Here is a 22,298-nt window from a genome sequence, read left to right as displayed (position 1 = left end):
GGCGGCCGGTCAGCGTTCCAGGACCAGCCGGTTCCCCTCGATGCTGACACGGGCAAAGCGCGACAGGTAGGACATGCCCATCAGCGATTGCTCGAGTTCGGCGCGCAGCACCACCGCAGGAACGCGGGTGTCGCGGATCTCGCCGATGGCGACCGAATCGAGCAGCACGGTTGCGGTCTGGACGATGCCGTTCGCGGTGCGGGCCTGGCCGGCATAGGCCAGCGCCTCGGGGACGATGCCGACGCGGGCGGCGTCCCTGGGCCCCAGCGCGATGCTGGTGGCGCCGGTGTCGATGACGAAGCGCACCGGGGTGCCGTTTACCTGCGCGGTCAGGTGGTAATGGCCGTCATTGCCGACCGGCACCTCGATCCGGCCGCCTTCCAGCATCCGTGCCTGCGGCGAGATGGTGCCGCGGATGTCGTCCCAAAGCCCGGCCAGCGCCACCGCGCCCAGGAAGATCAGCCCCCAGGCCGCCGCCTGCCGCAGCGTCTGCCCCGGCCGGACGCGCAGCTCGACCAGCAGGAAGCCGCCGACGGCGACCAGCAGCAGCACCAGATAGGCGATCCGGCCGAATTCCTCGCCCATCATACCAGCCCCGAACCCTTGAGCCCGTCGATCACGAACTGGATCGACAGCGCCGCCAGCAGCATGCCGAAAAGCCGCGTGACCACCATGGTCCCGGTGCGGCCCAGCACATGCGCGATGGGCCCGGCCACGGCGAAAAGCGCGGCGGCGATGCCCAGGACCGCCAGCATGACCAGGTGGATCATCAGCGTATGGGCGGGGCCGGGGTTCTGCCCGACCAGCAGGATCATCGAGGCCAGCGCCCCCGGACCGGCCAGCAGCGGCGTCGCGAGCGGAAAGACCGAAGGATCGTCGTCATCGTCCCTGGCCTGGCCCTCGCGCCGCTCGGTGCGGCGTTCGAACAGCATGTCCAGCGCGGTCAGGAACAAGAGCAGCCCGCCGGCGATGCGGAAGGCGGACAGCGAGATGCCGATGCCGGTCAGGATCGCCTCGCCCGCAAGGCCGAAAAGCGTCATCAGCGCCGCAGCGATGGCCAGGGCCCGCCAGCCGATCCGCCGCCGCCGCTGCGGCGTCATGTCGCGGGTCAGGGCGATGAACAGCGGCGCAAGCCCCACCGGGTCGATCACGACGAACAGCGTGACAAAGGCGCTGATGATCTGGGTGCTTTCCATGGCGGGCGGTATGGCGTGGAACCTGGGCAGGGGCGAAGCGCGGCGGCGGGGCAAACGGCGCGATCACGCGTTTGGGGCTTTCGAAGAGGGCGATCCCGACCTATATCGGGACAGATGGATGCACCGCAAGGCCCAGGGGCCTGCCACGGAGGAAAACAGATGCACGCACCTTCACCCATGGCGCTATTGCTGATCGCAATCGTCGTTCTGGTTCTTTTCGGGCGCGGCAAGGTCTCGTCCCTGATGGGCGAGGTCGGCAAGGGGATCACTGCCTTCAAGAAAGGCGTCAAGGAAGGCGCCGAGGATATCGACGCCGCCGCCCACAGCGAGCCCAAGGAACTGGAGCAGCTGAAGACCGCCGACGACATCGAGCGCGCCCGCGCCGACCTGGCCGCCGAACGCGCCAAGCTTGACGCCGAGCGCGCCCGCACCGGCGCCGACAGCGCGCTGCGCGACGTGACGCCGACCGACACGACCAAGCTCTGATCCCCCGGCCCGACGGTCATGTTGGATATCGGCTGGAGCGAGTTGCTTCTGATCGGCGTGGTGGCGCTGATCGTCATCGGACCCAAGGATCTGCCCAAGCTGTTTCACACGCTGGGCCGGATCACCGCGCGCGCGCGCTCGATGGCGCGCGAGTTCAGCAGCGCGATGGAGGATGCGGCCAAGAGCTCGGGCCTTGACGACGCGGCCAAGACGCTCAAGGACGTGAACGCGCTGAGCTCGAAACGCGCGCTGGGGCTTGACGCGCTGGAACGCGCGACCGAGCGGTTCGAGAAATGGGATCCGCTGAACCCCAAGGACGAGGCCGGCCGCAAGGCGCCCGTCCCCGATCCCTCGGCCCCGCTGCCGCCGCAGCCCGCGGCGAACGGCAGCGACGCGCCTGCCGCCCCGCCCGCCGACCTGCCGCCCGCGCCGGGCGTCGCCGCCCCGCCGGTAGCCGCCGAGGATGCGCTGGACACGGCCGAAGGGCGCCGCCGCCTGCACGCCGTGCGCCGGTCCGACCGCGCTTGACAAGACTGACATGAAGAGGCCGCTCCCGTGGCGATGAAATCTGCCAAGCCGGACGATATCGACGACACATCCGCCCCCCTGATCGAGCATCTGGCCGAGCTGCGCACGCGGCTGATCTGGTCGGTTCTCGCCTTCGTCGTGGCGATGGTGCTGTGCTATTTCGTCTGGAACCCGATCTTCGACTTCCTGACCCAGCCGATCTGCCACGCGCTGGAAAAGCGCGACCAGGCCTGCGGTCTGATCCTGCTGAAACTGCAGGAGGGCTTCTTCGTCGCCATGCGCATCGCCTTCTTCGGCGGTTTCGTGCTGGCCTTTCCGGTGGTCGGCTACCAGCTGTGGCGTTTCGTTGCGCCGGGGCTTTACCGCAGCGAAAAGAACGCGCTGCTGCCCTTCCTGGTCGCCTCGCCGGTGATGTTCCTGATCGGCGCGGCCTTCGCCTATTACATCATCCTGCCCTGGGCCTTCGACTTCTTCCTGGGCTTCCAGCAAGGTCCGGCGGCGCAGCCCGCCGATCCGGCGGTCGCCGCCGCGGCTGGGGCGGGGGGTGCGGCGGGTGCCGAGCAGCCCTGGGCCGGCATCGTCTTCCAGGGCTCGGTCGAGGAATACCTGGCGCTGACCACCAAGTTCATCCTGGCCTTCGGCCTGTCCTTCCAGTTGCCGGTGGCGCTGACGCTGATGGGCAAGGCGGGGCTGGTGTCCTCGGAAGGGCTGGCCAGCGTGCGCCGCTATGCCATCGTGGTGATCCTGATCCTTGCCGCCATGGTCACGCCGCCCGATGTCATCAGCCAGATCGTGCTGTTCTCGGTGATCTACGGGCTTTACGAGGTGTCGATCTTCCTGGTGCGGCGGATGGAGAAGAAACGCGAGCTGGAAGAACAGGAAGCCGATGTCTGACGAAGCCCTGCTGCGCATCGCCGCGGCGCTGGAACGCATGTCGCCGCCGCCCGCGCCCGAGCCGAGTTTCACCGAGGCCACCGCCTATGTCTGGCAGCCCGACCCCGACCGGCTGGAGCCGGTGGCCGAGGTCAACCGCGTCGATCTGGTGCAGCTGATCGGCATCGACCGGGCGCGCGACACGCTGCTGGCGAACACGCTGCAATTCGCCCGCGGCCATGCGGCGAACAATGCGCTGCTTTGGGGTTCGCGCGGCATGGGCAAGAGCTCGCTGGTCAAGGCCGTGCATGCCGAGGCGGTGCGCCAGGGCCTGCCGCTGGTGCTGGTCGAGATCGCGCGCGAGGATCTGGGCTCGGTCGGGCGGCTGCTGGCGATCCTGGGCCGGGCGAGCGAGCGCCGCTTCGTGCTGTTTTCCGACGACCTGTCCTTCAGCCATGACGACACGCAATACAAGTCGCTCAAGGCGGTGCTGGACGGCGGCATCTCGGGGCGGCCGGCGAACGTGATCCTTTACGCCACCTCGAACCGGCGCCACCTGATGCCGCGCGACATGATCGACAACGAGCGTTCGACCGCCATCCATCCCGGCGAGGCGGTCGAGGAAAAGGTCTCGCTGTCGGATCGCTTCGGGCTGTGGCTGGGCTTTCATCCCTGCTCGCAGGACGAATACCTGGCCATGGTGCGCGGCTATTGCGACGCCTACGGCTTGCAGATCCCCGAGGAGCAGTTGCGCGCCGAGGCGATCGAGTGGCAGGCGACGCGCGGCTCTCGCTCGGGTCGGGTGGCCTGGCAGTTCTTTACCGATCTCGCGGGGCGCAACGGCATCGCGATCTGATTCGACGGTGTTTCCGCGCAGGCGGCGGTGGCGCTTGCCGCGCGCGCCGTGGCGCGTGGTTTTTGGGTATTTGGGCAACGAAGAAGATCGGCCGCGGGCGATCATGGCGCAGGGGCCGGGGGCGGGTCAAAAACTTTCAGAAACCTGCTTTCGGCCCCTTGACGCCCCCCGCCGCCCGCCGTAAATCGCACGCACTCCGTGGCGGAGTAGCTCAGCTGGTTAGAGCAGAGGAATCATAATCCTTGTGTCGGGGGTTCAAATCCCTCCTCCGCTACCATTTCTCCCCCTTTGCAGATGAATTACCCCTTGGGGTCCGTTGCCCTTTTGCGCGGGCGAGGGATGGGGGCGCCGGAACGGCGGGAAGCCCTTTGGGGAGCCCGCTGCTGCCGCGACCGGCGTAAAAGCCGCAGGTCGTCCGTCCGGCTTTTTCTTGACACCGGCAGGGCCGCGCACCTTACTATCCGTCAGCCTTTAACGCAGGGCGCAAGAACATGCCGGAAAGCATCCAGAAGGAGGACTGGGAGCGATTCCGAGCGCTGGGGAGCGTACCCCCCAGCATACGGGAGGTCGTGCTCAGATCCTGGGTCAGGTCCAGGGGACGCAAGGAGATCGAGACGCTCAAGCGCGCGCCCAGCGTCGCGCAGGACGAGTTGCGCGCGATCCGCAGCCGGAACCAGCGCCTGCGCTCGGCCGCGCAGACGGCGATCCGCCGCGCCGGCTACATGCTGAACGACGCGGGGATGATGCTGCTGCTTTGCGACCGCAGCGGCGTGGTGATGGAGGCCGAGGGCGATGCCCGCATCCTGTCGCGCGGGCAGGAAAACCACCTTCACCCCGGCGGCCATTGGAACGAGGACACCATCGGCACCAATGCGATCGGCACGGCGCTGCACCTGGTCAAGCCCGTCACCATCTCGGGCGTCGAGCATTTCTGCGAGGCGATCCAGCGCTGGTCCTGCGCCGCCGCGCCGATCAAGGATCCGTTCAGCGGCGAGTTGCTGGGCGCCATCGACATCTCGGGGCCTTCCGAACAGTCCTTCGGCCAGGTCGCGGCCTTTTCGGTCACGCTGGCCATGCAGATCGAAGAGGCGATGCGCAACGCCGGCCTGCAGGAGCATCGCCGCCTGGTCGAGCGGCTGCTGGCCGAGCGCCGCGACCGCAGCGGCGATGCGATCATGGTGCTGGACCGCTTCGGCCAGCCGGTCTGGTCCAGCGCCGGTTTCGATGCCGCGGCGGGCCGGGCCTGGGACGGCGAGGGCAGGGCGCTGCACCTGCCGGCCGACGCGCGCGACGGCGATCCGGGCCATCTGGCCGCCCGGTTGCGGCAGGTTCTGCCCCATGCCGACGTGGACGTGCTGGCGGATCGCGGCGACATGCTGGGCGTCATGCTTACCCTGCCGCGGCCCGGTTTGCGCAGCCGCGGCCCGGCCGATCCGGCGGTGGACCTGGCGCAGATCGGCCAGAGCGGCGCCTGCCTGGGCCCGATCTGCGCCGCCGCCGCGAAATATGTCGAGGGCAACGTGCCCTTGCTGATCGAGGGGCCGGTGGGGGCGGGAAAGGAAACCCTTGCCCGCGCGCTGCACGGGGCGGGGCCGCAGGCGAGCCAGCGCTTCGAATTCGTCGATTGCAGCCTGCTGGACCCCGATGCGCTGCGCGACGACCTGGTCGATGCGGGCGCGTTGACGCGGCTGGCGGAAAGCGGCGGGACGCTGTGCCTGGACGAGCCGGCCCAGGCGCCGCCGCCGGTGCAGGCGCTGCTGGCGCAAGTCCTGGCCCATCTGCGCCGCGCGGCAACCGCGCCCTTGCAGATCCTGTCGCTGTCCTCGGCCGGCCTGGCCGAGCGGATGGCGCAGGGCGAGCTGCGCAGCGACCTGTATTTCCGGCTGGCCGCCGCCACCCTGCGCCTGCCCGCCCTGGCCGAGCGGCGCGACGACCTGCCCGCCCTGATCCGCCGCTTTGCCGCGGCTTATCCGCAGCAGCGCCATGGCCGGGCCCTGCGCTTTACCCCGGCGGCGATGCTGCATCTTCAGGCGCATGACTGGCCGGGCAACCTGCGCGAGTTGCGCAACCTCATGGAATCGCTGGGCGCGACCTCGCTGAGCGGGCTGGTCGACGTGGCCGACCTGCCGCGGCACCTGACCCGGCCCGCCGGGCCGCGGGCCGAAAGCACCCTGCGCGACCGCGAACGGGCCGAGATCGCCGCCGCCGTGGCCGAGGCGGGCGGCAACATGACCGAGGTCGCCCGGCGGCTGGGGATCGCGCGCTCGACGCTGTATCTGAAGCTGGACCAATACGGCATCCCGCGCCCGCGCCGCGACTGACGCGCCGGCAGCTGTCCGCCCGCTGTCCGACACATCGTCCGAAAACCGGACAACACGGGCCGGCCCCCCGGTTCCATCCTGTCATCACGCCACGGGGAGGTGGCGCAATGGGAGGAGAAAACCGTGCCATTGGACAAATCCAACAATCGCAAGGTGCAGGTGCTGGGCATCGATGCCGGCGGCACCATGACCGACACGTTCTTTGTCGACAGCGAGGGCGAATTCGTCGTCGGCAAGGCGCAATCGACGCCGCAGAACGAGGCGCTCGGCCTGATCGCCAGTTCCAAGGAAGGGCTTGAGCATTGGGGCCTGACGCTGGAGGAGGCGCTGTCCGGCATCCAGACCGGCGTCTATTCCGGCACCGCCATGCTGAACCGCGTGGTGCAGCGCAAGGGGCTGCGCTGCGGGCTGATCGTCAATGCGGGGATGGAGGACTTCCACCGCATGGGCCGCGCGATCCAGGCCTATCTGGGCTTTGCCTACGAGGACCGCATCCACCTGAACACGCATTACTACGACGAGCCGCTGGTGCCGCGCCACCTGACCCGCGGCGTGATGGAGCGCGTGGACATGTCCGGGACCGTGGTCATCCCGCTGCGCGAGGATACCGCGCGGCAGGCGGCGCGCGACCTGATCGCGCAGGATGTCGAGGGCATCGTGATCTCGCTTCTGCACAGCTATCGCAACCCCGGCCATGAACGCCGGGTTCGCGACATCGTGCAGGAAGAGGTGGCGGCCTCGGGCAAGTCGATCCCGGTCTTTGCCTCGACCGACTATTACCCGGTGCGCAAGGAAACCCACCGCACCAATACCACGATCCTGGAAGCCTATGCCGCCGAGCCCTCGCGCCAGACGCTGAGCAAGATCACCTCGGCCTTCAAGGAGAACGGCTCGAAATTCGATTTCCGGGTGATGGCGACGCATGGCGGAACCATCTCGTGGAAGGCCAAGGAACTGGCGCGCACCATCGTCTCGGGTCCGATCGGCGGGGTGATCGGCGCCAAATACCTGGGCGAGGTGCTGGGCTATTCCAACATCGCCTGTTCGGATATCGGCGGCACCTCGTTCGACGTGGCGCTGATCACCCAGAACGAGCTGACGATCCGCAACGACCCCGACATGGCGCGGCTGGTGCTGTCGCTGCCGCTGGTGGCGATGGATTCGGTCGGCGCGGGCGCCGGTTCGTTCATCCGGCTTGACCCCTATACCAAGGCGATCAAGCTGGGTCCGGACAGCGCCGGCTATCGGGTCGGCGTCTGCTGGGCCGAGTCGGGGATCGAGACGGTCACCATCTCGGATTGCCATGTCATCCTGGGCTATCTGAACCCCGACAATTTCCTGGGCGGGCAGGTCAAGCTGGACCGCGAACGCGCCTGGAACGCGATGAAGGAGCAGATCGCCGATCCGCTGGGCCTGTCGGTCGAGGATGCGGCGGCGGGCGTCATCGAACTGCTGGACAGCGACCTGCGCGACTATCTGCGCTCGATGATCTCGGGCAAGGGCTCGACGCCGGGCAACTTCGTCTGCTTCAGCTATGGCGGCGCCGGCCCGGTCCATACCTATGGCTATACCGAGGGGCTGGGCTTCGAGGACGTGATCGTGCCGGCCTGGGCGGCGGGCTTTTCCGCCTTCGGCTGTGCGGCGGCGGATTTCGAATATCGCTATGACAAGTCGCTGGACATCAATATCGCCGAGGATGCCTCGGCCGACCTGAAGGTCGCGCAGGCCGAAACCCTGCAAGCCGCCTGGGAAGAGCTGAAGGAGCGCGTGCTCGAGGAATTCGAGATCAACGGCTATGCCGCCGACCGCGTGCAACTGCAGCCGGGTTTCCGGATGCAGTATCGCGGCCAGCTGAACGACCTGGAAATCGAAAGCCCGATCATGCAGGCCCATTCCGCCGGGGATTGGGACCGCCTGGTCGAGGCCTTCAACGACACCTATGGCCGGGTCTATGCCGCCTCGGCCCGCTCGCCCGAGCTGGGCTATTCGGTGACCGGCGCGATCATGCGCGGCACGGTGCCGATCCCGAAGCCGAAGATCCCGAAGGAAGCCGAGGCCGGCCCGACCCCGCCCGAGGAGGCCAAGCTCGGCACGCGCAAGTTCTACCGGCACAAGAAATGGGTCGATGCCCAGCTTTACCGGATGGAAGCCTTGAAGCCCGGCAACCGCATCAGCGGCCCCGCCGTGATCGAATCCGACGCGACGACCTTCGTGGTGCCGGGCGGTTTCGAGACGTTCCTGGACGGCCACCGCCTGTTCCACCTGAAAGAAGTCTGATTTCCCGGGGAGGAAACATCATGAACATGCAATCCAAAGTCGAGACGCGCGGCATCGTCCGCGGCGGCGAGACGCTGAAGCAGCACCGCGACCGGCTGATGGAGGCCACCAAGCGGACACGGCACTATGCCGGTCTGGAGCGGATGGAGCTGCGCGACAGCGACCCGATCAAATACAACAAGCTGTTCTCGCGGCTTCGCGCCGGGGTGGTCGACGCGCGCGAGACCGCCAAGAAGATCGCCGCCTCGCCCATCGTCGAGCAGGAGGGCGAGCTGTGCTTCACCCTCTACAACGCGGCGGGCGATTCGATCCTGACCTCGACCGGCATCATCATCCATGTCGGCACCATGGGCGCGGCGATCAAATACATGATCGAGAACGGCTGGGAGCATAACCCCGGCATCAAGGACAAGGACATCTTCTGCAACAACGACAGCCTGATCGGCAATGTCCATCCCTGCGACATCCACACCATCGTGCCGATCTTTCACGAGGGCGAGCTGATCGGCTGGGTCGGCGGCGTGACCCATGTGATCGACACCGGTTCGGTCGGGCCGGGCTCGATGTCCACGGGCCAGGTGCAGCGTTTCGGCGACGGCTATTCCATCACCTGCCGTAAGATCGGCGAGAATGACGAGCTGAAGCGCGACTGGCTGCACGAAAGCCAGCGCATGGTGCGCACCACCCGTTACTGGATGCTGGACGAACGCACCCGCGTCGCCGGCTGCCACATGATCCGCAAGCTGGTCGAGGAGGTGATCGCGGACGAGGGCATCGAGGCCTATTGGAAATTCGCCTATGAATCGGTCGAGCATGGCCGCGTCGGCCTGCAGGCCCGCATCAAGGCGATGACCATTCCCGGCAAGTACCGGCAAGTGGGCTTCGTGGACGTGCCCTATGCGCATGACGACGTGCGGGTGCCGTCCGATTTCGCCAAGGTCGACACGATCATGCATACGCCCTCCGAGATCACCATCCGCCCGGACGGCACCTGGCGGCTGGACTTCGAGGGCTCGTCCCGCTGGGGCTGGCACACCTACAACGCCCATCAGGTCAGCTTCACCAGCGGCATCTGGGTGATGATGACGCAATCGCTGATCCCGACCGAGATGATCAACGACGGCGCCGCCTACGGGACCGAGTTCCGGCTGCCGAAAGGCACCTGGATGAACCCGGACGATCGCCGCGTCGCGTTCAGCTATAGCTGGCACTTCCTGGTCAGTTCCTGGACGGCGCTGTGGCGGGGTCTCAGCCGGGCCTATTTCGGCCGCGGCTACCTGGAAGAGGTCAATGCCGGCAACGCCAATACCTCGAACTGGCTGCAGGGCGGCGGCTTCAACCAGTATGACGAGATCCATGCCGTGAACTCGTTCGAATGTGCGGCGAACGGCGTCGGCGCCAGCGCGCATATGGACGGCATCAGCCATGCCGCCGCGGTCTGGAACCCGGAAGGCGACATGGGCGACATGGAGATCTGGGAACTGGCCGAGCCGCTGGTCTATCTGGGCCGGCAGATCAAGGCCAGCTCCGGCGGCGCGGGCAAGTATCGCGGCGGCTGCGGCTTTGAATCGCTGCGCATGGTCTGGAACGCCAAGGACTGGACCATGTTCTTCATGGGCAACGGCCATATCAGCTCGGACTGGGGGCTGATGGGCGGCTATCCCGCCGCCTCTGGCTATCGCTTCGAGGCGCATGACACCCGGCTTCAGGAGATCATCGCCCAGGGCGGCGCCATCCCGCATGGCGGCGACACCGACCCCGAGAACCCGACCTGGGAGGCGATGCTGCCCGATGCGCGCATCAAGCGCGACAAGCAGGCGATCACCACCGAGGCCATGTTCAAGGACTACGACCTCTATCTGAACTACATGCGCGGCGGGCCCGGCTTCGGCGATCCGCTGGACCGCGAGCCGCAGAAGGTGGCCGACGACGTGAACGGCGGCTACCTGCTGCCCCGCTTTGCCGACAGCGTCTATGGCGTGGTGCTGCGGGACGCGGGCGACGGCATGAAGGGCGTGGACCTGGCCGCGACCGAGGCGCGGCGCAAGGCAATCCGCAAGCAGCGGCTGGAGGAATCGGTGCCCACCCAGGAATGGATGGAGGCCGAGCGCCAGCGCATCCTGGCCAAGGACGCGGGCGTGCATGTCCAGCAGATGTTTGCCGCATCCTTCAAGCTGGGGCCGCGGTTCGAGCAGCAGTTCCGGGACTTCTGGAACCTGCCGGTGGACTGGAAGCTGATGGAGGCGGACCTGCCGATCCCTTCCTACGGGCGCGAATACTCGATGGACATCTCGGAACTGCCGGACGTCAGGACCGTGCAATTCGTCGAGGAATGACGCCCCGGCTGCGTCCGGTCCCCCTCGGGCGCAGCCAACCCCTTCAAGGCCAATCCAAGGGAGGACATGATGGCCTATACCAAAGCCAAGATCAAAGACCTGGTGGACGGCAAGATCGATCGCGACACGCTGCACACCATGCTGGCCACGCCCAAGGACAAGGAGCGTTTCCAGATCTACCTGGAGATCCTGCAGGAACAGGTGGACTGGGACGACCCGATCATCCTGCCGCTGGGGCCCAAGCTCTACATCGTCCAGCGCCAGTCGGACAAGAAATGGATGATCCGCAGCCAGGCCGGTTACGATTTCTGCGAATGGGACCAGAACTGGAAGCTGCATGCCCGCATCCGCGTGCGCAGCACCCCGGCGCAGATGGAAGAGCTGTATCCGCGGCTGATGGCGCCTTCGCCGGAATGGCAGGTGATCCGGGAGTATTTCTGCCCGCTCTCGGGCGATCTGCTGGATGTCGAGGCGCCGACGCCCTGGTATCCGGTGATCCATGATTTCGAACCGGACATCGACACCTTCTATCGCGACTGGCTGGACCTGCCCGTCCCCGAACGCGCCTGACCGCCGGTCCCGAGCCATGCCCGACGCCGCGGCTGCCCCGATGCGGGCGGCCGCGGTTTTCGCCGCGGTTTTCCATGCCGATCACTCGCCCGCCCGCCCGTCCGTTTCCCGATCGGGACTCGCGACGAGGCGGCCTTCCGGGTTAGGATCGCCCGGCACGAGGCAGCAGGAGGGGCCTGGCCATGCGCATCGATCCGACAGCCGAGCTGGGCACGCATGAGGTGCTGAACCAGCCGCCGGGCCCCGGCGACCGCGACCTGTGGCGCGACGATCCCGCCCTGCGCGCCATGCTGGAGGCCGGCGGCGCGCAGCCCGAGGGGCTGGCCCGCTATGGCGCGCAACTCGGCCGGGCCGAGGCGGCGGGGGCGGCGCGCGATGCCAACCGCCATCCGCCCGAGCTTGTCCTGTTCGACAGCGGCGGCCGGCGGCTGGACGAGCTGCGCTTTCACCCCGCCTGGCACGGCTTCATGCGCGACTCCATCGCCGCCGGCTATCACTCGGTCGCGTGGGAGGGCGGGCCGGCCGGCCACCTGACCCATGCCGCCATGGTCTATCTGGCCAGCCAGGTCGAGCCGGGGCATTGCTGCCCGCTGACCATGACCTATGCCGCCATCCCGGTCGTCTCGGGCGCCGCTGACCTGCCCGGCGACTGGCGGGCGGCGCTGCTTTCGCGGCGCTACGACCCGGCGGTGCTGCCGCTTTCCGCCAAGCAGGGCGCGACGCTGGGCATGGCGATGACGGAAAAGCAGGGCGGTTCCGACCTGCGCGCCAACACCACGCGGGCCGAGCCGGACGGCGATGCCTGGCGGCTGACCGGGCATAAATGGTTCTGCTCGGCGCCGATGTCGGACGGGTTCCTGACGCTGGCGCAGACCGGGCGCGGGCTGACTTGCTTTCTGGTGCCGCGCTGGCTGGAGGGCGGGCGCAACGCCATCCGCATCCAGCGGCTCAAGGACAAGCTCGGCAACCGCTCGAACGGCTCGGCCGAGATCGAATATTGCCGCGCCCTGGCCTGGCGGATCGGCGACGAGGGCGAGGGCATCCGCACCATCCTTGCGATGGTGCATCACACCCGGCTCGACACCGCCCTGGCGCCGGCCGGGCTGATGCGGGCGGCGCTGCGCGAGGCGCATCACTGGACCGCCCATCGCAGCACCTTCCAGCGCCGGCTGATCGACCAACCCCTGATGCGGGCGGTGCTGGCCGACCTGGTGCTGGACTGGCAGGGCTGCCTGGCGCTTGGCCTGCATGTCGCCGCCAGCTTCGACGGCTGCGAGGCCGAGGATCGCGCCTTTGCCCGCATCGGCGTGGCGCTGGCGAAATACCTGTCGAACAAGCTGTGTCCCATGGTCGTGGCCGAGGCGATGGAGGTGCTGGGCGGCATGGGCTATGTCGAGGACACGCCCCTGCCGCTGCTGTACCGCGAGGCGCCGCTGAACGGCATCTGGGAAGGATCGGGCAATGTGATCTGCCTCGACGTGCTGCGCACGCTGGCGCGCGAACCCCTGGCGGCCGAGACGCTGGCGGCGCGGCTGGATAGCGCCCTGGGGCTGGACCCGGCCTATGACGCGGCGCTGGCCGCGCATCGCGAGCGCTGGGGCGGCGGCGTGCCCGAGGCCGAGGCGCGCTGGTTCACCGAGCGCAGCGCCCTGCTGCTGGCCGCTGCCGTGCTGCTGGTCCAGGGCGATGCCGACCTGGCCGGGGCTTTCGTGCGCACGCGCCTTGGCGCCGAGCGCGGCCGCACCCCCGGCGCCATCCCCGCCGCCATGGCCGAGCGCATCCTGGCCCAGGGCTTCCCGGTCGAGGCGGAAACGGCCGATCAGCGCGACAGGTAGAAATCGGCGGCGCTGGCCACCCGGATCTCCATCTCGGGCGAGCCGCCGGCCATCACGTCCAGTTCGGCATAGGCGGCAAGGTCCAGACCGCTTTCCTGCGCGATGGCGCGGATCGGCACCTGGCTGTCGCGGAAATCGCCAAAGACGAAGCGCCCGCCCGCCGGCCGGGGCAGGTAATCCATCTGCGAGCGGCGATAGCCGATGGCGGTGAGTTCCCCGGTCCCGGCATGGACGAAGGCCAGGATCTTCCAGAAGGCGGTGGGGATCTGGCGGTTGTAATAGACCGGATCCTCGGCCGAGAGGATGGGGCCGGTGATGACCGTCACCTTCAGGTTGGCGCGGTCGGCATTGTCCAGCACGTAATCCTCCAGCGCCAGCCAGATGCCGCCGTTGAAGCCCTGCCGCTGCGGGGCGGCATTGGTGATGTGGAATGTGTCCGCCTCGGCCTGCCGCGCGATCTCGGGCAGGCCCCAGTTCGGGTCTTCGCGCCGGGTCAGGTGGCCGCGGCTGAACAGGCCCTGGTGGTCGTTGCCATAGCCTTCGCGCAGGTTCTGCGCCTGCGGGTCGATGCGCGGGTCGCGCCGCCAGACGTCGCTGCGCGGCAGACCGCGCCGGGACCGGCTGCCGTCGATGTTGCAGGCGCTGCAAAGCGGCAGGCCGCGCGACCGCGCCATGCGGACCGAGAAATGGGTATAGCGGATCTCGGTCCCGTCCCCGCCGGGATCGCGCGCCTCGGGAAGCAGGCCCACCAGATCACCCGCCCAGCGGCCTGGGCCGGGCAGGGGCAGGGGCTGGTCGGGCAGGATGAAGCGCGGGTCATAGCCCTGCCGGTCGCCATAGCTTTCCAGCGGCAGCGGCGTTTCGACCACCCGCAGCGGGTCCGGCCCGGCGGGCGGGCCGAAGCCGCGCCGCATCAGCGCAGCTGCGCCTTGTGCGGGGGATTGAGCCGGAAGATCTTTTCCTGCGCCAATTGCCAATGCGCAAGATTGCCCAGGCATTTGCGCACGTCCTTCACGCTGCCCTTGACCCGGATGGTCCCCGGCACGACCTCTTCGGCGGGAAACGGCTTCAACTGGTCCAGCACCTCGGCGGTTTCCTCGCGGCTGGGGTCGCGGTCATCGGAATAGACGAGCACGCAGCTCGGGGTCTTCTTGCGTTCGGCCTTCATGGTCATCACCTCTGTGCCGTCATTTCTGGTCGATCAGGCCGGCGCCTTCGTAGCGGGGGCCGAAACCGATCGGAACAGCATGGCTGTTCGCCAGCTTGATAATGTCGTCAGAGCGCTGCTGGTTGCGCTCTGCCGAAAGGATCTCGGGGGTGCGGGACAGCAATCGCGCCATCAGCCCGGCCACGGCGGGACAGGCCATCGAGGTGCCGTCCATCACCCCTTTCGAGGTCTTGTCGACCCAAGATATAATACCCACGCCCGGTCCGATAAAGTCCACTTCCGGCCCGATATTGCTGAATCGGGCGAAAAAGCGGTCCTGGACCGGGGCAGGGTCGCCTGCGACATTTCGTCCGGTGATCGCGCCCTCGGGCCAGGCGTCCAGCACGCCGCCGGCGGATACCGCCGCCACCACGCCCGAGCGCGCCGGATACGACACGGGCGACATGTAGTCGTTGCCCGCCGCCGCGACGCAGACCACGCCCAGGGCGCGCGCGCGGCGCACCTCGCGCGAGATCGCGATCGGCTCGGAGGACTGGCCCAGGCTCAGGTTGACGATGTCGCAGCCGTCCTCGACCGCCTGGCGGATGGCGCGGGCGATGGCGAATTCGCTGGCCCCGCCCTCGCCCTTTTCGAAGACGCGATAGGAATGCAGCACCACCCCCGGCGCGACCCGTGCCACGATGCCGGCGACATGGGTGCCATGGCCGGTGCCGTTGTCGAACCATTCGTCGGCGGGCTCGGTCCCGGTGGTGTTCAGCCCGCGTTCCAGGTTCAGCCCCTTGGCAGGATCGACGCCGGTGTCCACGATGGCGACGCGGACGTCCCGCCCGTCGGTTTTCTTCGCCGGCGCCAGCATCCGGTCCAGCCCGTCCGCGAAATCCGCGGCGATGGGGACCAGCGGCAGCTCCAGCCCGGTCACGCCCTCTTCCTTGACGGGGATGTCCTCGGCCCCGCCGGGCCAGTATCCGGCCAGCGGCTGGCAGATCACCGCGTCGATCCGGGCCTGGCCCGCGGGCAGCGGCGTGCGGAACCGCCCGTCCTTGTCCGTCACCGCATCCGAGATGCCGAAGCCGCGCCGGCCGTCCAGCACCACCACCACCGAGGCCCCGGCGACCGGCTTGCCGCTGGCCGCATCGACGCAGCGCAGCTCAAGCTCCTTGGCCGAGCGGAAGGCGGCGGGCTTGGCCTCCTTGCGGATGATGTTGAGCCGGCCGTAGCGCAGCGGGTAAAGCCGCAATTCGCGCCGCACCCGCAGGCCGGGATAGGCGCGCTGCAATTCGCGCGCCTGCTCGGGCGTCATGCTGACCAGCGAGGCCTCGTTCTCGCCGATGGAATCGAGCAGCCGGATGCGGCCGACCTCGGTCTCCAGCATCCGCAGCCGCGGCCTTGTCGCCGGTGCCGAGCCCTCGCAGGCGCCCTGCGCCATGCTGTCGGCGGGCCTTGCCCCGGCCGCGCGGAACAGCCGCCGATGCATGGCGCGGAACAGCCGGAAGCTGGTGGTCTCCATGCTGTCGTTGAAGACGTTGTCGTCGGGGACGATCACATAGCGGGCGGTCTTTCGGGACATGCGCATCGGCTCCTAGCTGCAGTCACAAGGCTACACCTTTGACGCGATTTCGCCAGATGCGGTTTGCGGCCCGGCGGGCATGTGCCGGCACGCCTATCGCCTTTCCTGGCCGCGGCGGGCCGTCGTTTCGGGCCTTGGGAGAAGCCGGGGGCCGTTCAGGCGATCCAGCGCAGGGCGGGAATGAAAAGGCAGGCCCTTTCCACGATGTGCAATGCCTGTGGCAAGTGCGAGCCGCGGGCATTGGACCGCAAGGAAGCAGCAGCACCGGCTTTGCCCTCAAGGGCTATGTCACGGCCTGGCTCGTATCTGTCGGATGGGTTTGGGTCGCGATTGTCAGCGCTTTAAGGACGCGCATCGGGAGACAGGGCCGCGCCAACCGCCGTGATGGCGAATGACGCGGCAGTATTTTCGCAAAGAGCGGTGGATGATCCGCGCTGTCGATTGCCGGATTTCAGCGGCCGCCCCGATTCCGCGCCAAGCGTAGCCGAGGCGGTCCCGGCGGATGTGCTCCACCCTTGGCTGGAACAGATCCGAGTCCCTTGTGCCGCCAAGCATAAAATGAGCCATTTCAATCAACGTGGCTTTCAATAACATGAAAAGACTTAATAATTTCTATCCCCTCCTCTGAATCATCAAGTCATTGACCCTTTTGCAAGCATAAAGTGACCCTCGAAACTTCGAGAATCAGGCAAGAAAAATGCCGCCCGAAGGCGGCATGCATGAAGTCCGAGGATTGGAAGCGGTCGAAAGATGCTCGGAGGAGGATGGGACGGAATCACCCACTCATGGACGATGCCCGAGCCGAAAGCGGAACCTGCCGGGACAGGTTCACAGCACGAAGGGCATGTCCTTGTCCGGAATCCTGGCGGGCAGCGCTTTCACCTCTTGCGGATCGACGAGCAAACCACCGAGACCCGGTTCGCGCTGCAGGCGGAGCACGCGTTCCAGATGGTGCCCGAACACCCCGATCAGGATGACCTCCATCGGCAGCCGGCTCATCTCGGCGGCCTTTGCCAGCTTCACGTGGCCCGCTGGCGCGGATTCCACCTTTGGGAAGATTTGGTTGATTTTGTTGATCAGCGCTTCCACACGTAGGCCGTCAATCGAACGGCTGACCTTGCCCTGTTTCTGACCGTTGCCGCCATGCAGCGCGGCCAGAAGGCCGGTGTTGATGAGACAGGTCACCATTGGGCGCGAGGCGTTCAGGAGGCCGGGCAGTGCGGTGACGGCGACGGCCCTGCGCATCTCCAACGCCACCTCATGCCCGATCTGAAAATCCACGAGCGTGGCCGAACAGGGCTGGTCTTTCGCCTTGGCCGGGATGACCCGCCTGGCGATGAGCACGTCCCGGAGGGTGAGCGGATGCACGCCGCCGGATTTCGCGATGGAGCTGATACTTCCCCATTTCGGCATGGTCACGATCTCACCGAGCAGTTTTTCCTGAGGCAGGATATCCGTGGTGTCGATGATGTGCTGGCGCAGCAATTCGCGGATAGGACCGGGGTCTTTGGTAAGTTTTGGCGAGGAAAGCCATCGGTAGAGCATGCCGAAGGTGGCGAACCGGTTGCGATGACCGACCATGCCCCGCTCAACTGCCCTCTGTTGCAGCATGCCCAGCCCGGATCGGACACCGTCCTCGCCCTGCCGGACATATGACCAAGCATTGTTGCTGGCACGATTCCAGTCGGCCATCGATAGTTCCGCCGGCTTGGCCTGCGTCCCGAACTCCAGCACTCCGCCGAGCATTTCGGTTGCGCGGGTGACCTGTTCGATACCCTGACCGTCGGCCCATGCGGGACCCGATTGGCCCTCCTGAGAATGGCGGTGCGAAATTAGTCCACGTTAGCGGCGGCATGGTGCTGCTGCGGGCGGCGTAAAAGTCGTCCACCTTTTCCCTTTCTGCGGCTGCAGGGAGGATGGGAGGATCTACAGCGTGGAACTCTATCTCAAGGTTCGTCAGGCCTGTGCTGCTGGTATGAGCCAGCGTCAGGCGGCGACGACATTCAACATATCGCGCGACACGGTCGCAAAGATGATGACGTTCTCGGTTCCTCCGGGCTACCGGCGGACGGCCGAGGTCAGGCGCCCGAAGCTCGATCCGTTCATCCCGATCATCGAGGGTTGGCTGGAGGCGGACCGGACCATGCCGCGCAAGCAGCGGCATACGGCGAAGCGTGTGTTTGACCGTCTGCGCGAAGAATGCGGTTTCACCGGCGGCTACACGATCATCAAGGATTATATCCGGGAACGTGAGCGGCGGGGCCAGGAGGTGTTCGTGCCGCTGGCGCATCCCCCAGGACACGCGCAGGCCGACTTCGGCGAGGCAATGGTTCGGATCGGAGGTGTCGAACAGAAGGCGCATTTCTTCGTGCTGGACTTGCCGCATAGCGACGCCTGCTACGTCCGTGCCTATCCGGCGGCGGTTGCCGAGGCCTGGGTGGACGGTCATGTCCATGCCTTTGCCTTTTTTGGGGCGGTTCCGCAGTCGATCGTCTACGACAATGACCGCTGCCTGGTGGCGAAGATCCTGCCGGATGGCACCCGCAAGCGGGCGGCGCTGTTCAGCGGGTTTCTGTCGCATTACCTGATCCGGGATCGCTATGGCCGCCCTGGCAAGGGGAACGACAAAGGCAATGTCGAAGGCCTGGTGGGCTATTGCCGCCGCAACTTCATGGTGCCGATGCCTGAGTTCGCCAGTTGGGAAGAATTCAACCTCTGGCTGGAGGAGCGCTGCAAGCGGCGTCAGCACGATGTCCTTCGCGGCGAGAGCGAAACGATCGGCGAGCGACTGCAGCGCGATCTCGCCGCGATGCGCCCGCTCCCGGCGGCGCCCTTTGATGCCTGCGATCAGGCGACCGGCCGCGTGTCGTCGCAATCGCTGGTGCGCTACAAGACCAACGATTACTCGGTGCCCGTCGCCTACGGCCATCAGGATGTCTGGATCCGGGGCTATATCCATGAGGTGGTGATCGGCTGCCGGGGCGAAGTGATCGCCCGCCATCCCCGGTGCTGGGATCGCGACGAGATCGTCTTCGACCCGCTCCATTACCTTCCGCTGATCGAGCAGAAGATCAATGCGTTGGATCAGGCGGCACCATTGCAGGACTGGGACCTGCCAGAGGAGTTCGCCACCCTGCGCCGGCTGATGGAGGCACGGATGAACCGGCACGGCCGACGCGAATATGTCCAGGTCCTGCGGCTTCTGGAAACCTTCGATCTGGCCGATCTGCATGCGGCCGTGAGGCAGGCGCTGCAGATGGGGGCGATCGGCTTCGATGCGGTGAAGCATCTCTTGTTGTGCCGGGTGGAGCGCCGGCCACCCCGGCTGGATCTGGACTGCTATCCCTACCTGCCCAGGGCAACGGTCGAGAAGACCGAGGCCCGCTCCTACATGCGGCTGCTGTCTGTCAATGCGGAGGGCGTGGCATGAGCGACGCCCCGGAAATCCTGCTTGCCCATCACCTCAAGGCGCTGAAACTGCCGACCTTCCTGCGAGAACACCAGAAACTGGCCCGGCAATGTGCGGCGGAAGGCGTGGACCATGTCCGATATCTCGCCCGGCTCGTCGAACTGGAACTGATCGACCGGGAACGGCGGATGGTCGAGCGGCGCATCAAGGCCGCCAGGTTCCCGGCCGTCAAAAGCCTGGACAGCTTCGACTTCACGGCCATCCCGAAGCTCAACAAGATGCAGGTGCTGGAACTGGCCCGGTGCGAATGGATCGAGCGGCGCGAGAACATTATTGCTCTCGGCCCCAGTGGCACGGGCAAGACGCACATCTCGCTCGGCCTTGGTCTGGCCGCCTGCCAGAAGGGCCTGTCCGTCGGCTTCACCACCGCCGCGGCCCTGGTCAGCGAGATGATGGAGGCCCGCGACGAGCGCCGCCTGCTGCGCTTCCAGAAGCAGATGGCAGGATACAAGCTGCTCATCATCGATGAACTCGGCTTCGTGCCGCTGTCGAAGACCGGCGCCGAGCTGCTGTTCGAACTGATCTCGCAACGCTACGAGCGCGGATCGACCCTGATCACCAGCAATCTGCCTTTTGACGAATGGACCGAGACATTCGGCTCCGAACGCCTCACCGGCGCGCTTCTCGACAGGCTGACCCACCACGTCAGCATTCTCGAAATGAATGGCCAGAGCTATCGTCTCGCCCAAAGCCGCGCCCGAAAGGCCGGCTGACCCCTTTCAAAAAATACCAACGGCACAAGCACGGAACTCTGGTCGGGCTACGCCCTCCCGACGTTCCGTGCTTGTGCCGCTAACTGGCAGACTTTTGCGCCGCCGCGTGGCCGGGTTTTACTCCGCCGTTGACAGAAGGAGCATGACCATGAACCCGATCCTGATCCGCGCGACGGATGCCGATTTCACGACTCCCACTCCCGTCGGCGCGCCGACCGGCCCGCAGATCGCGGTGACGCGGACAGCCGGCAATACCGCGACGCCTTCGGGCAATGCCGGGATATGGGAATGTTCGCCCGGCCGGTTCCGACGTCAGGTGCCGCAGGCCGAATACAGCTATTTCATCGCGGGCAGCGGCAGTTTCATCCCCGATGGCGGCGAGCCGGTCGATTTCCGCGCCGGAGACTCGATCTGGTTCGCGCCCGACACGCAAGGCGAATGGGACATCCGCGAAACCGTCCGCAAGGCCTATCTGATTATCGGCTGATATCCGGTCTGCCTTGTCGTGCAGATGGCGATAGACTGCGTTCAGGATCAGCCACAGCAATCGGGTCTCAATCATGTCGCTTCGCATCGTGGATATCGTCAACATGCCGGAACTGCGCACACGTTTTATCGGTGGCGAGACCGGCCAGGAACGGCAGGTGCAATGGGCGCATGTCTGCGAATTGGCGGATCCGACCGAATGGCTGGGCAAGGGCGACCTGCTGATGACGACCGGCATGGGCGTGCCGAAAGGCCGGGCCGGTCAGGCCGCCTATGTTCAGCGGCTGTCCGATGCGGGCCTTGCGGGAATGATGATCGGTGAAAACATGCGGGGTCCCAAGGATATGACCGCGCTGCAGGCAAGCGCCGACCGTTTGGGCTTTCCGGTGCTGCTGACCGAATATGGCGTCCCCTTCGCCAGCGTGACCCGAGCGGTCGCCGACGCCTGGCGGTCGCGCGAAAACGACCGCCGGGCGGCATTTGCGCGTCTGCACGTCAGTGCCCGCATGGCGATAGAAGGCCATGATCTGGCTGCGCTTCTGGGCCGGCTGGCGCAGGATGTTCAGGCGGACCTGATGCTGTGGGACGGTCAGGCGGCGGCGCTGTGGCTGCCGCGGGGTGCTGAACTGCCTGCGGGCCTGCGCCAAATACTGAACAAACCCCTTGAGCGCGGCACGGCGCAGGCCGCCATCCGCCGCTTTCCCCTGGACGAGGGAGAAGTGCTGGCGATCTCGATTCCATCCCGGAAGGATCACGTCCTTCTGGCAAGGCGCTCGGACGGCGACTTGCTCGACTACAGCCTGATGAGCCATCTGGCTTCGGTTTTGGGGATCGCGCTGGAACATCGCCATGTCGAACACGAGCGGAGCTTTCGCCAGAACGCCGAATTGCTGAAGGAGATCGTGGGCCAAAAGGTCAAGGCCGGAACGCTGACCCGGCGTCTGAACGCCTGCGGCCTGTCGCTGGACGCGGCGATCCTGGGCGTCGCACGCGCCGACCCGCTGCCGCTGACGGAATGGGCGCGGCGGTTCGAGCGGCTGGAAACGCCCCTTCTGCTGTTGCCACGCGGGCAGGAGGTTCTGGTTCTGCTCTCGTCCGAGGATGCGGGGGCCGTGCAGGCCATCCTTGGCGTGCCGCTGGGGCTCAGCGATTCTGTCGACAGCGCGGACCGCATGACCGAGGCTCTGCGCGAGGCGCGCCTGGCGTCTGCCCACGGCACACCCGAGCGACTGGTCGTCCATCATGCGCAGATCGCCGACCGCCTGCCCTGGCTGCCCCAGTCCATCGAAGAGGCACGGGATACCTTTCGCCGTATTCTGGGGCCGGTCGCAGCCCATGATGAGCAATCGAACGCCCGCTTGCTGCATACATTGCGTGTGTTTCTGGAACATAACCGTTCTTGGCAGGCGGCAGCGAACGTTCTGCATATCCACAAGACCAGCCTGACCTATCGCATCCGCCGGGTCGAGGAACTGACCGGGCGCTCGCTCAGCAGCACGGCGGACGTGGCCGCGCTGTGGCTGGCGCTGCAGGCGGCCGACATCCTCGGGCTGCCCGACCCCTCCGATGGTGAGGGCCACGGGCCGGGCGCCCGATCGCAGCATGATAAGGATTGAA

Annotated in this window: 19 protein-coding genes and 1 tRNA gene; 14 read left to right on the top strand and 6 right to left on the bottom strand. The window is 66.8% G+C overall.

Features of this window, described 5'->3' with window-relative positions:
• Window positions 1–9: 9 nt before the first annotated feature.
• Both E3U25_RS15400 and E3U25_RS15395 read right to left on the bottom strand, forming a co-directional pair.
• The gene (locus tag E3U25_RS15400; RefSeq protein WP_116222457.1) at window positions 10–585 is read right to left on the bottom strand and encodes a retropepsin-like aspartic protease family protein; all 576 of its coding nucleotides are present in this window, start codon (window positions 583–585) and stop codon (window positions 10–12) included.
• The gene (locus E3U25_RS15395) at window positions 585–1,196 is read right to left on the bottom strand and encodes a MarC family protein (protein ID WP_036759190.1); all 612 of its coding nucleotides are present in this window, start codon (window positions 1,194–1,196) and stop codon (window positions 585–587) included. The genes E3U25_RS15400 and E3U25_RS15395 overlap by 1 nt, the downstream gene beginning before the upstream one ends.
• Before the next feature lie 159 nt (window positions 1,197–1,355).
• Between E3U25_RS15395 and E3U25_RS25080 the strand changes: the two genes are divergently transcribed.
• From E3U25_RS25080 to E3U25_RS15345, 10 genes are all read left to right on the top strand, one after another.
• On the top strand, window positions 1,356–1,682 hold the full coding sequence (locus E3U25_RS25080) for a twin-arginine translocase TatA/TatE family subunit (RefSeq protein ID WP_072461988.1): 327 nt from the start codon (window positions 1,356–1,358) through the stop codon (window positions 1,680–1,682).
• 18 nt (window positions 1,683–1,700) lie between these two features.
• A complete protein-coding gene (tatB, locus tag E3U25_RS15385) occupies window positions 1,701–2,210 on the top strand; it encodes a Sec-independent protein translocase protein TatB (protein WP_036759186.1) in 510 nt (169 codons plus the stop codon).
• A gap of 33 nt (window positions 2,211–2,243) precedes the next feature.
• Window positions 2,244–3,104: a twin-arginine translocase subunit TatC gene (gene tatC, locus E3U25_RS15380; protein WP_116222263.1), complete on the top strand. Its 861-nt coding sequence runs from the start codon at window positions 2,244–2,246 to the stop codon at window positions 3,102–3,104.
• On the top strand, window positions 3,097–3,939 hold the full coding sequence (locus E3U25_RS15375; protein ID WP_036759181.1) for an ATP-binding protein: 843 nt from the start codon (window positions 3,097–3,099) through the stop codon (window positions 3,937–3,939). The genes tatC and E3U25_RS15375 overlap by 8 nt, the downstream gene beginning before the upstream one ends.
• A gap of 200 nt (window positions 3,940–4,139) precedes the next feature.
• Window positions 4,140–4,216, top strand: a tRNA-Met gene (locus E3U25_RS15370).
• A 292-nt stretch (window positions 4,217–4,508) separates the two neighbouring features.
• Window positions 4,509–6,260, top strand: a complete 1,752-nt coding sequence (locus E3U25_RS15365) for a sigma-54-dependent Fis family transcriptional regulator (protein ID WP_244295209.1) — start codon at window positions 4,509–4,511, stop codon at window positions 6,258–6,260.
• A gap of 129 nt (window positions 6,261–6,389) precedes the next feature.
• Entirely contained in the window at window positions 6,390–8,537 is a 2,148-nt protein-coding gene (locus E3U25_RS15360; RefSeq protein ID WP_116222458.1) for a hydantoinase/oxoprolinase family protein, read from the top strand.
• A 20-nt stretch (window positions 8,538–8,557) separates the two neighbouring features.
• The gene (locus E3U25_RS15355) at window positions 8,558–10,873 is read left to right on the top strand and encodes a hydantoinase B/oxoprolinase family protein (protein ID WP_116222265.1); all 2,316 of its coding nucleotides are present in this window, start codon (window positions 8,558–8,560) and stop codon (window positions 10,871–10,873) included.
• A gap of 69 nt (window positions 10,874–10,942) precedes the next feature.
• A complete protein-coding gene (locus E3U25_RS15350) occupies window positions 10,943–11,443 on the top strand; it encodes an acetone carboxylase subunit gamma (RefSeq protein ID WP_036759216.1) in 501 nt (166 codons plus the stop codon).
• Window positions 11,444–11,625: 182 nt separating this feature from the next.
• Complete coding sequence (locus E3U25_RS15345; RefSeq protein ID WP_116222266.1) at window positions 11,626–13,278, top strand: acyl-CoA dehydrogenase family protein; 1,653 nt, start codon at window positions 11,626–11,628, stop codon at window positions 13,276–13,278.
• On the opposite strand, the gene E3U25_RS15340 is transcribed toward E3U25_RS15345, so the two are convergent.
• From E3U25_RS15340 to E3U25_RS15325, 4 genes are all read right to left on the bottom strand, one after another.
• Entirely contained in the window at window positions 13,263–14,192 is a 930-nt protein-coding gene (locus tag E3U25_RS15340; protein ID WP_166435544.1) for a DNA/RNA non-specific endonuclease, read from the bottom strand. The two genes, E3U25_RS15345 and E3U25_RS15340, sit on opposite strands and share 16 nt — an antisense overlap.
• Window positions 14,192–14,446: a hypothetical protein gene (locus E3U25_RS15335; protein ID WP_140848633.1), complete on the bottom strand. Its 255-nt coding sequence runs from the start codon at window positions 14,444–14,446 to the stop codon at window positions 14,192–14,194. The genes E3U25_RS15340 and E3U25_RS15335 overlap by 1 nt, the downstream gene beginning before the upstream one ends.
• Before the next feature lie 19 nt (window positions 14,447–14,465).
• Window positions 14,466–16,013, bottom strand: coding sequence for a S8 family serine peptidase (locus tag E3U25_RS15330; protein ID WP_243785749.1), 1,548 nt, complete (start codon window positions 16,011–16,013; stop codon window positions 14,466–14,468).
• Between the two features lie 828 nt (window positions 16,014–16,841).
• Entirely contained in the window at window positions 16,842–17,705 is an 864-nt protein-coding gene (locus E3U25_RS15325) for a hypothetical protein (RefSeq protein WP_147304519.1), read from the bottom strand.
• A gap of 241 nt (window positions 17,706–17,946) precedes the next feature.
• On the opposite strand from E3U25_RS15325, the gene istA reads away from it, so the two are divergent.
• From istA to E3U25_RS15305, 4 genes are all read left to right on the top strand, one after another.
• A complete protein-coding gene (gene istA, locus E3U25_RS15320; RefSeq protein WP_116220988.1) occupies window positions 17,947–19,443 on the top strand; it encodes an IS21-like element ISPve1 family transposase in 1,497 nt (498 codons plus the stop codon).
• A complete protein-coding gene (gene istB / locus E3U25_RS15315; protein WP_116220987.1) occupies window positions 19,440–20,195 on the top strand; it encodes an IS21-like element ISPve1 family helper ATPase IstB in 756 nt (251 codons plus the stop codon). The genes istA and istB overlap by 4 nt, the downstream gene beginning before the upstream one ends.
• A 148-nt stretch (window positions 20,196–20,343) precedes the next feature.
• Window positions 20,344–20,682, top strand: coding sequence for a cupin domain-containing protein (locus E3U25_RS15310; RefSeq protein ID WP_116222459.1), 339 nt, complete (start codon window positions 20,344–20,346; stop codon window positions 20,680–20,682).
• 73 nt (window positions 20,683–20,755) lie between these two features.
• Window positions 20,756–22,297 carry a PucR family transcriptional regulator gene (locus tag E3U25_RS15305; RefSeq protein ID WP_116222270.1) on the top strand — a complete coding sequence of 514 codons (1,542 nt, stop codon included), beginning with the start codon at window positions 20,756–20,758 and terminating at the stop codon, window positions 22,295–22,297.
• The last annotated feature ends 1 nt before the right edge of the window (window position 22,298 follow it).

This window comes from Paracoccus versutus (genome assembly GCF_029909795.1).
In the GTDB taxonomy this organism is placed as follows: Bacteria; Pseudomonadota; Alphaproteobacteria; order Rhodobacterales; family Rhodobacteraceae; genus Paracoccus; species Paracoccus versutus.
The sequence above is the reverse complement of the archived record's forward strand: the minus strand, read 5'-3'. Positions and strand labels throughout refer to the sequence as shown.

Excerpts from the sequence above, each read along its gene's own strand:
- E3U25_RS15400 (WP_116222457.1), bottom strand. The coding sequence starts at position 585 with ATGGGCGAGGAATTCGGCCGGATCGCCTATCTGGTGCTGCTGCTGGTC.
- E3U25_RS15395 (WP_036759190.1), bottom strand. The coding sequence starts at position 1,196 with ATGGAAAGCACCCAGATCATCAGCGCCTTTGTCACGCTGTTCGTCGTG.
- E3U25_RS25080 (WP_072461988.1), top strand. The coding sequence starts at position 1,356 with ATGCACGCACCTTCACCCATGGCGCTATTGCTGATCGCAATCGTCGTT.
- tatB (WP_036759186.1), top strand. The coding sequence starts at position 1,701 with ATGTTGGATATCGGCTGGAGCGAGTTGCTTCTGATCGGCGTGGTGGCG.
- tatC (WP_116222263.1), top strand. The coding sequence starts at position 2,244 with ATGAAATCTGCCAAGCCGGACGATATCGACGACACATCCGCCCCCCTG.
- E3U25_RS15375 (WP_036759181.1), top strand. The coding sequence starts at position 3,097 with ATGTCTGACGAAGCCCTGCTGCGCATCGCCGCGGCGCTGGAACGCATG.
- E3U25_RS15355 (WP_116222265.1), top strand. The coding sequence starts at position 8,558 with ATGAACATGCAATCCAAAGTCGAGACGCGCGGCATCGTCCGCGGCGGC.
- E3U25_RS15350 (WP_036759216.1), top strand. The coding sequence starts at position 10,943 with ATGGCCTATACCAAAGCCAAGATCAAAGACCTGGTGGACGGCAAGATC.
- E3U25_RS15345 (WP_116222266.1), top strand. The coding sequence starts at position 11,626 with ATGCGCATCGATCCGACAGCCGAGCTGGGCACGCATGAGGTGCTGAAC.
- E3U25_RS15340 (WP_166435544.1), bottom strand. The coding sequence starts at position 14,192 with ATGCGGCGCGGCTTCGGCCCGCCCGCCGGGCCGGACCCGCTGCGGGTG.
- E3U25_RS15335 (WP_140848633.1), bottom strand. The coding sequence starts at position 14,446 with ATGAAGGCCGAACGCAAGAAGACCCCGAGCTGCGTGCTCGTCTATTCC.
- E3U25_RS15330 (WP_243785749.1), bottom strand. The coding sequence starts at position 16,013 with ATGTCCCGAAAGACCGCCCGCTATGTGATCGTCCCCGACGACAACGTC.
- E3U25_RS15325 (WP_147304519.1), bottom strand. The coding sequence starts at position 17,705 with ATGGCCGACTGGAATCGTGCCAGCAACAATGCTTGGTCATATGTCCGG.
- istB (WP_116220987.1), top strand. The coding sequence starts at position 19,440 with ATGAGCGACGCCCCGGAAATCCTGCTTGCCCATCACCTCAAGGCGCTG.
- E3U25_RS15310 (WP_116222459.1), top strand. The coding sequence starts at position 20,344 with ATGAACCCGATCCTGATCCGCGCGACGGATGCCGATTTCACGACTCCC.
- E3U25_RS15305 (WP_116222270.1), top strand. The coding sequence starts at position 20,756 with ATGTCGCTTCGCATCGTGGATATCGTCAACATGCCGGAACTGCGCACA.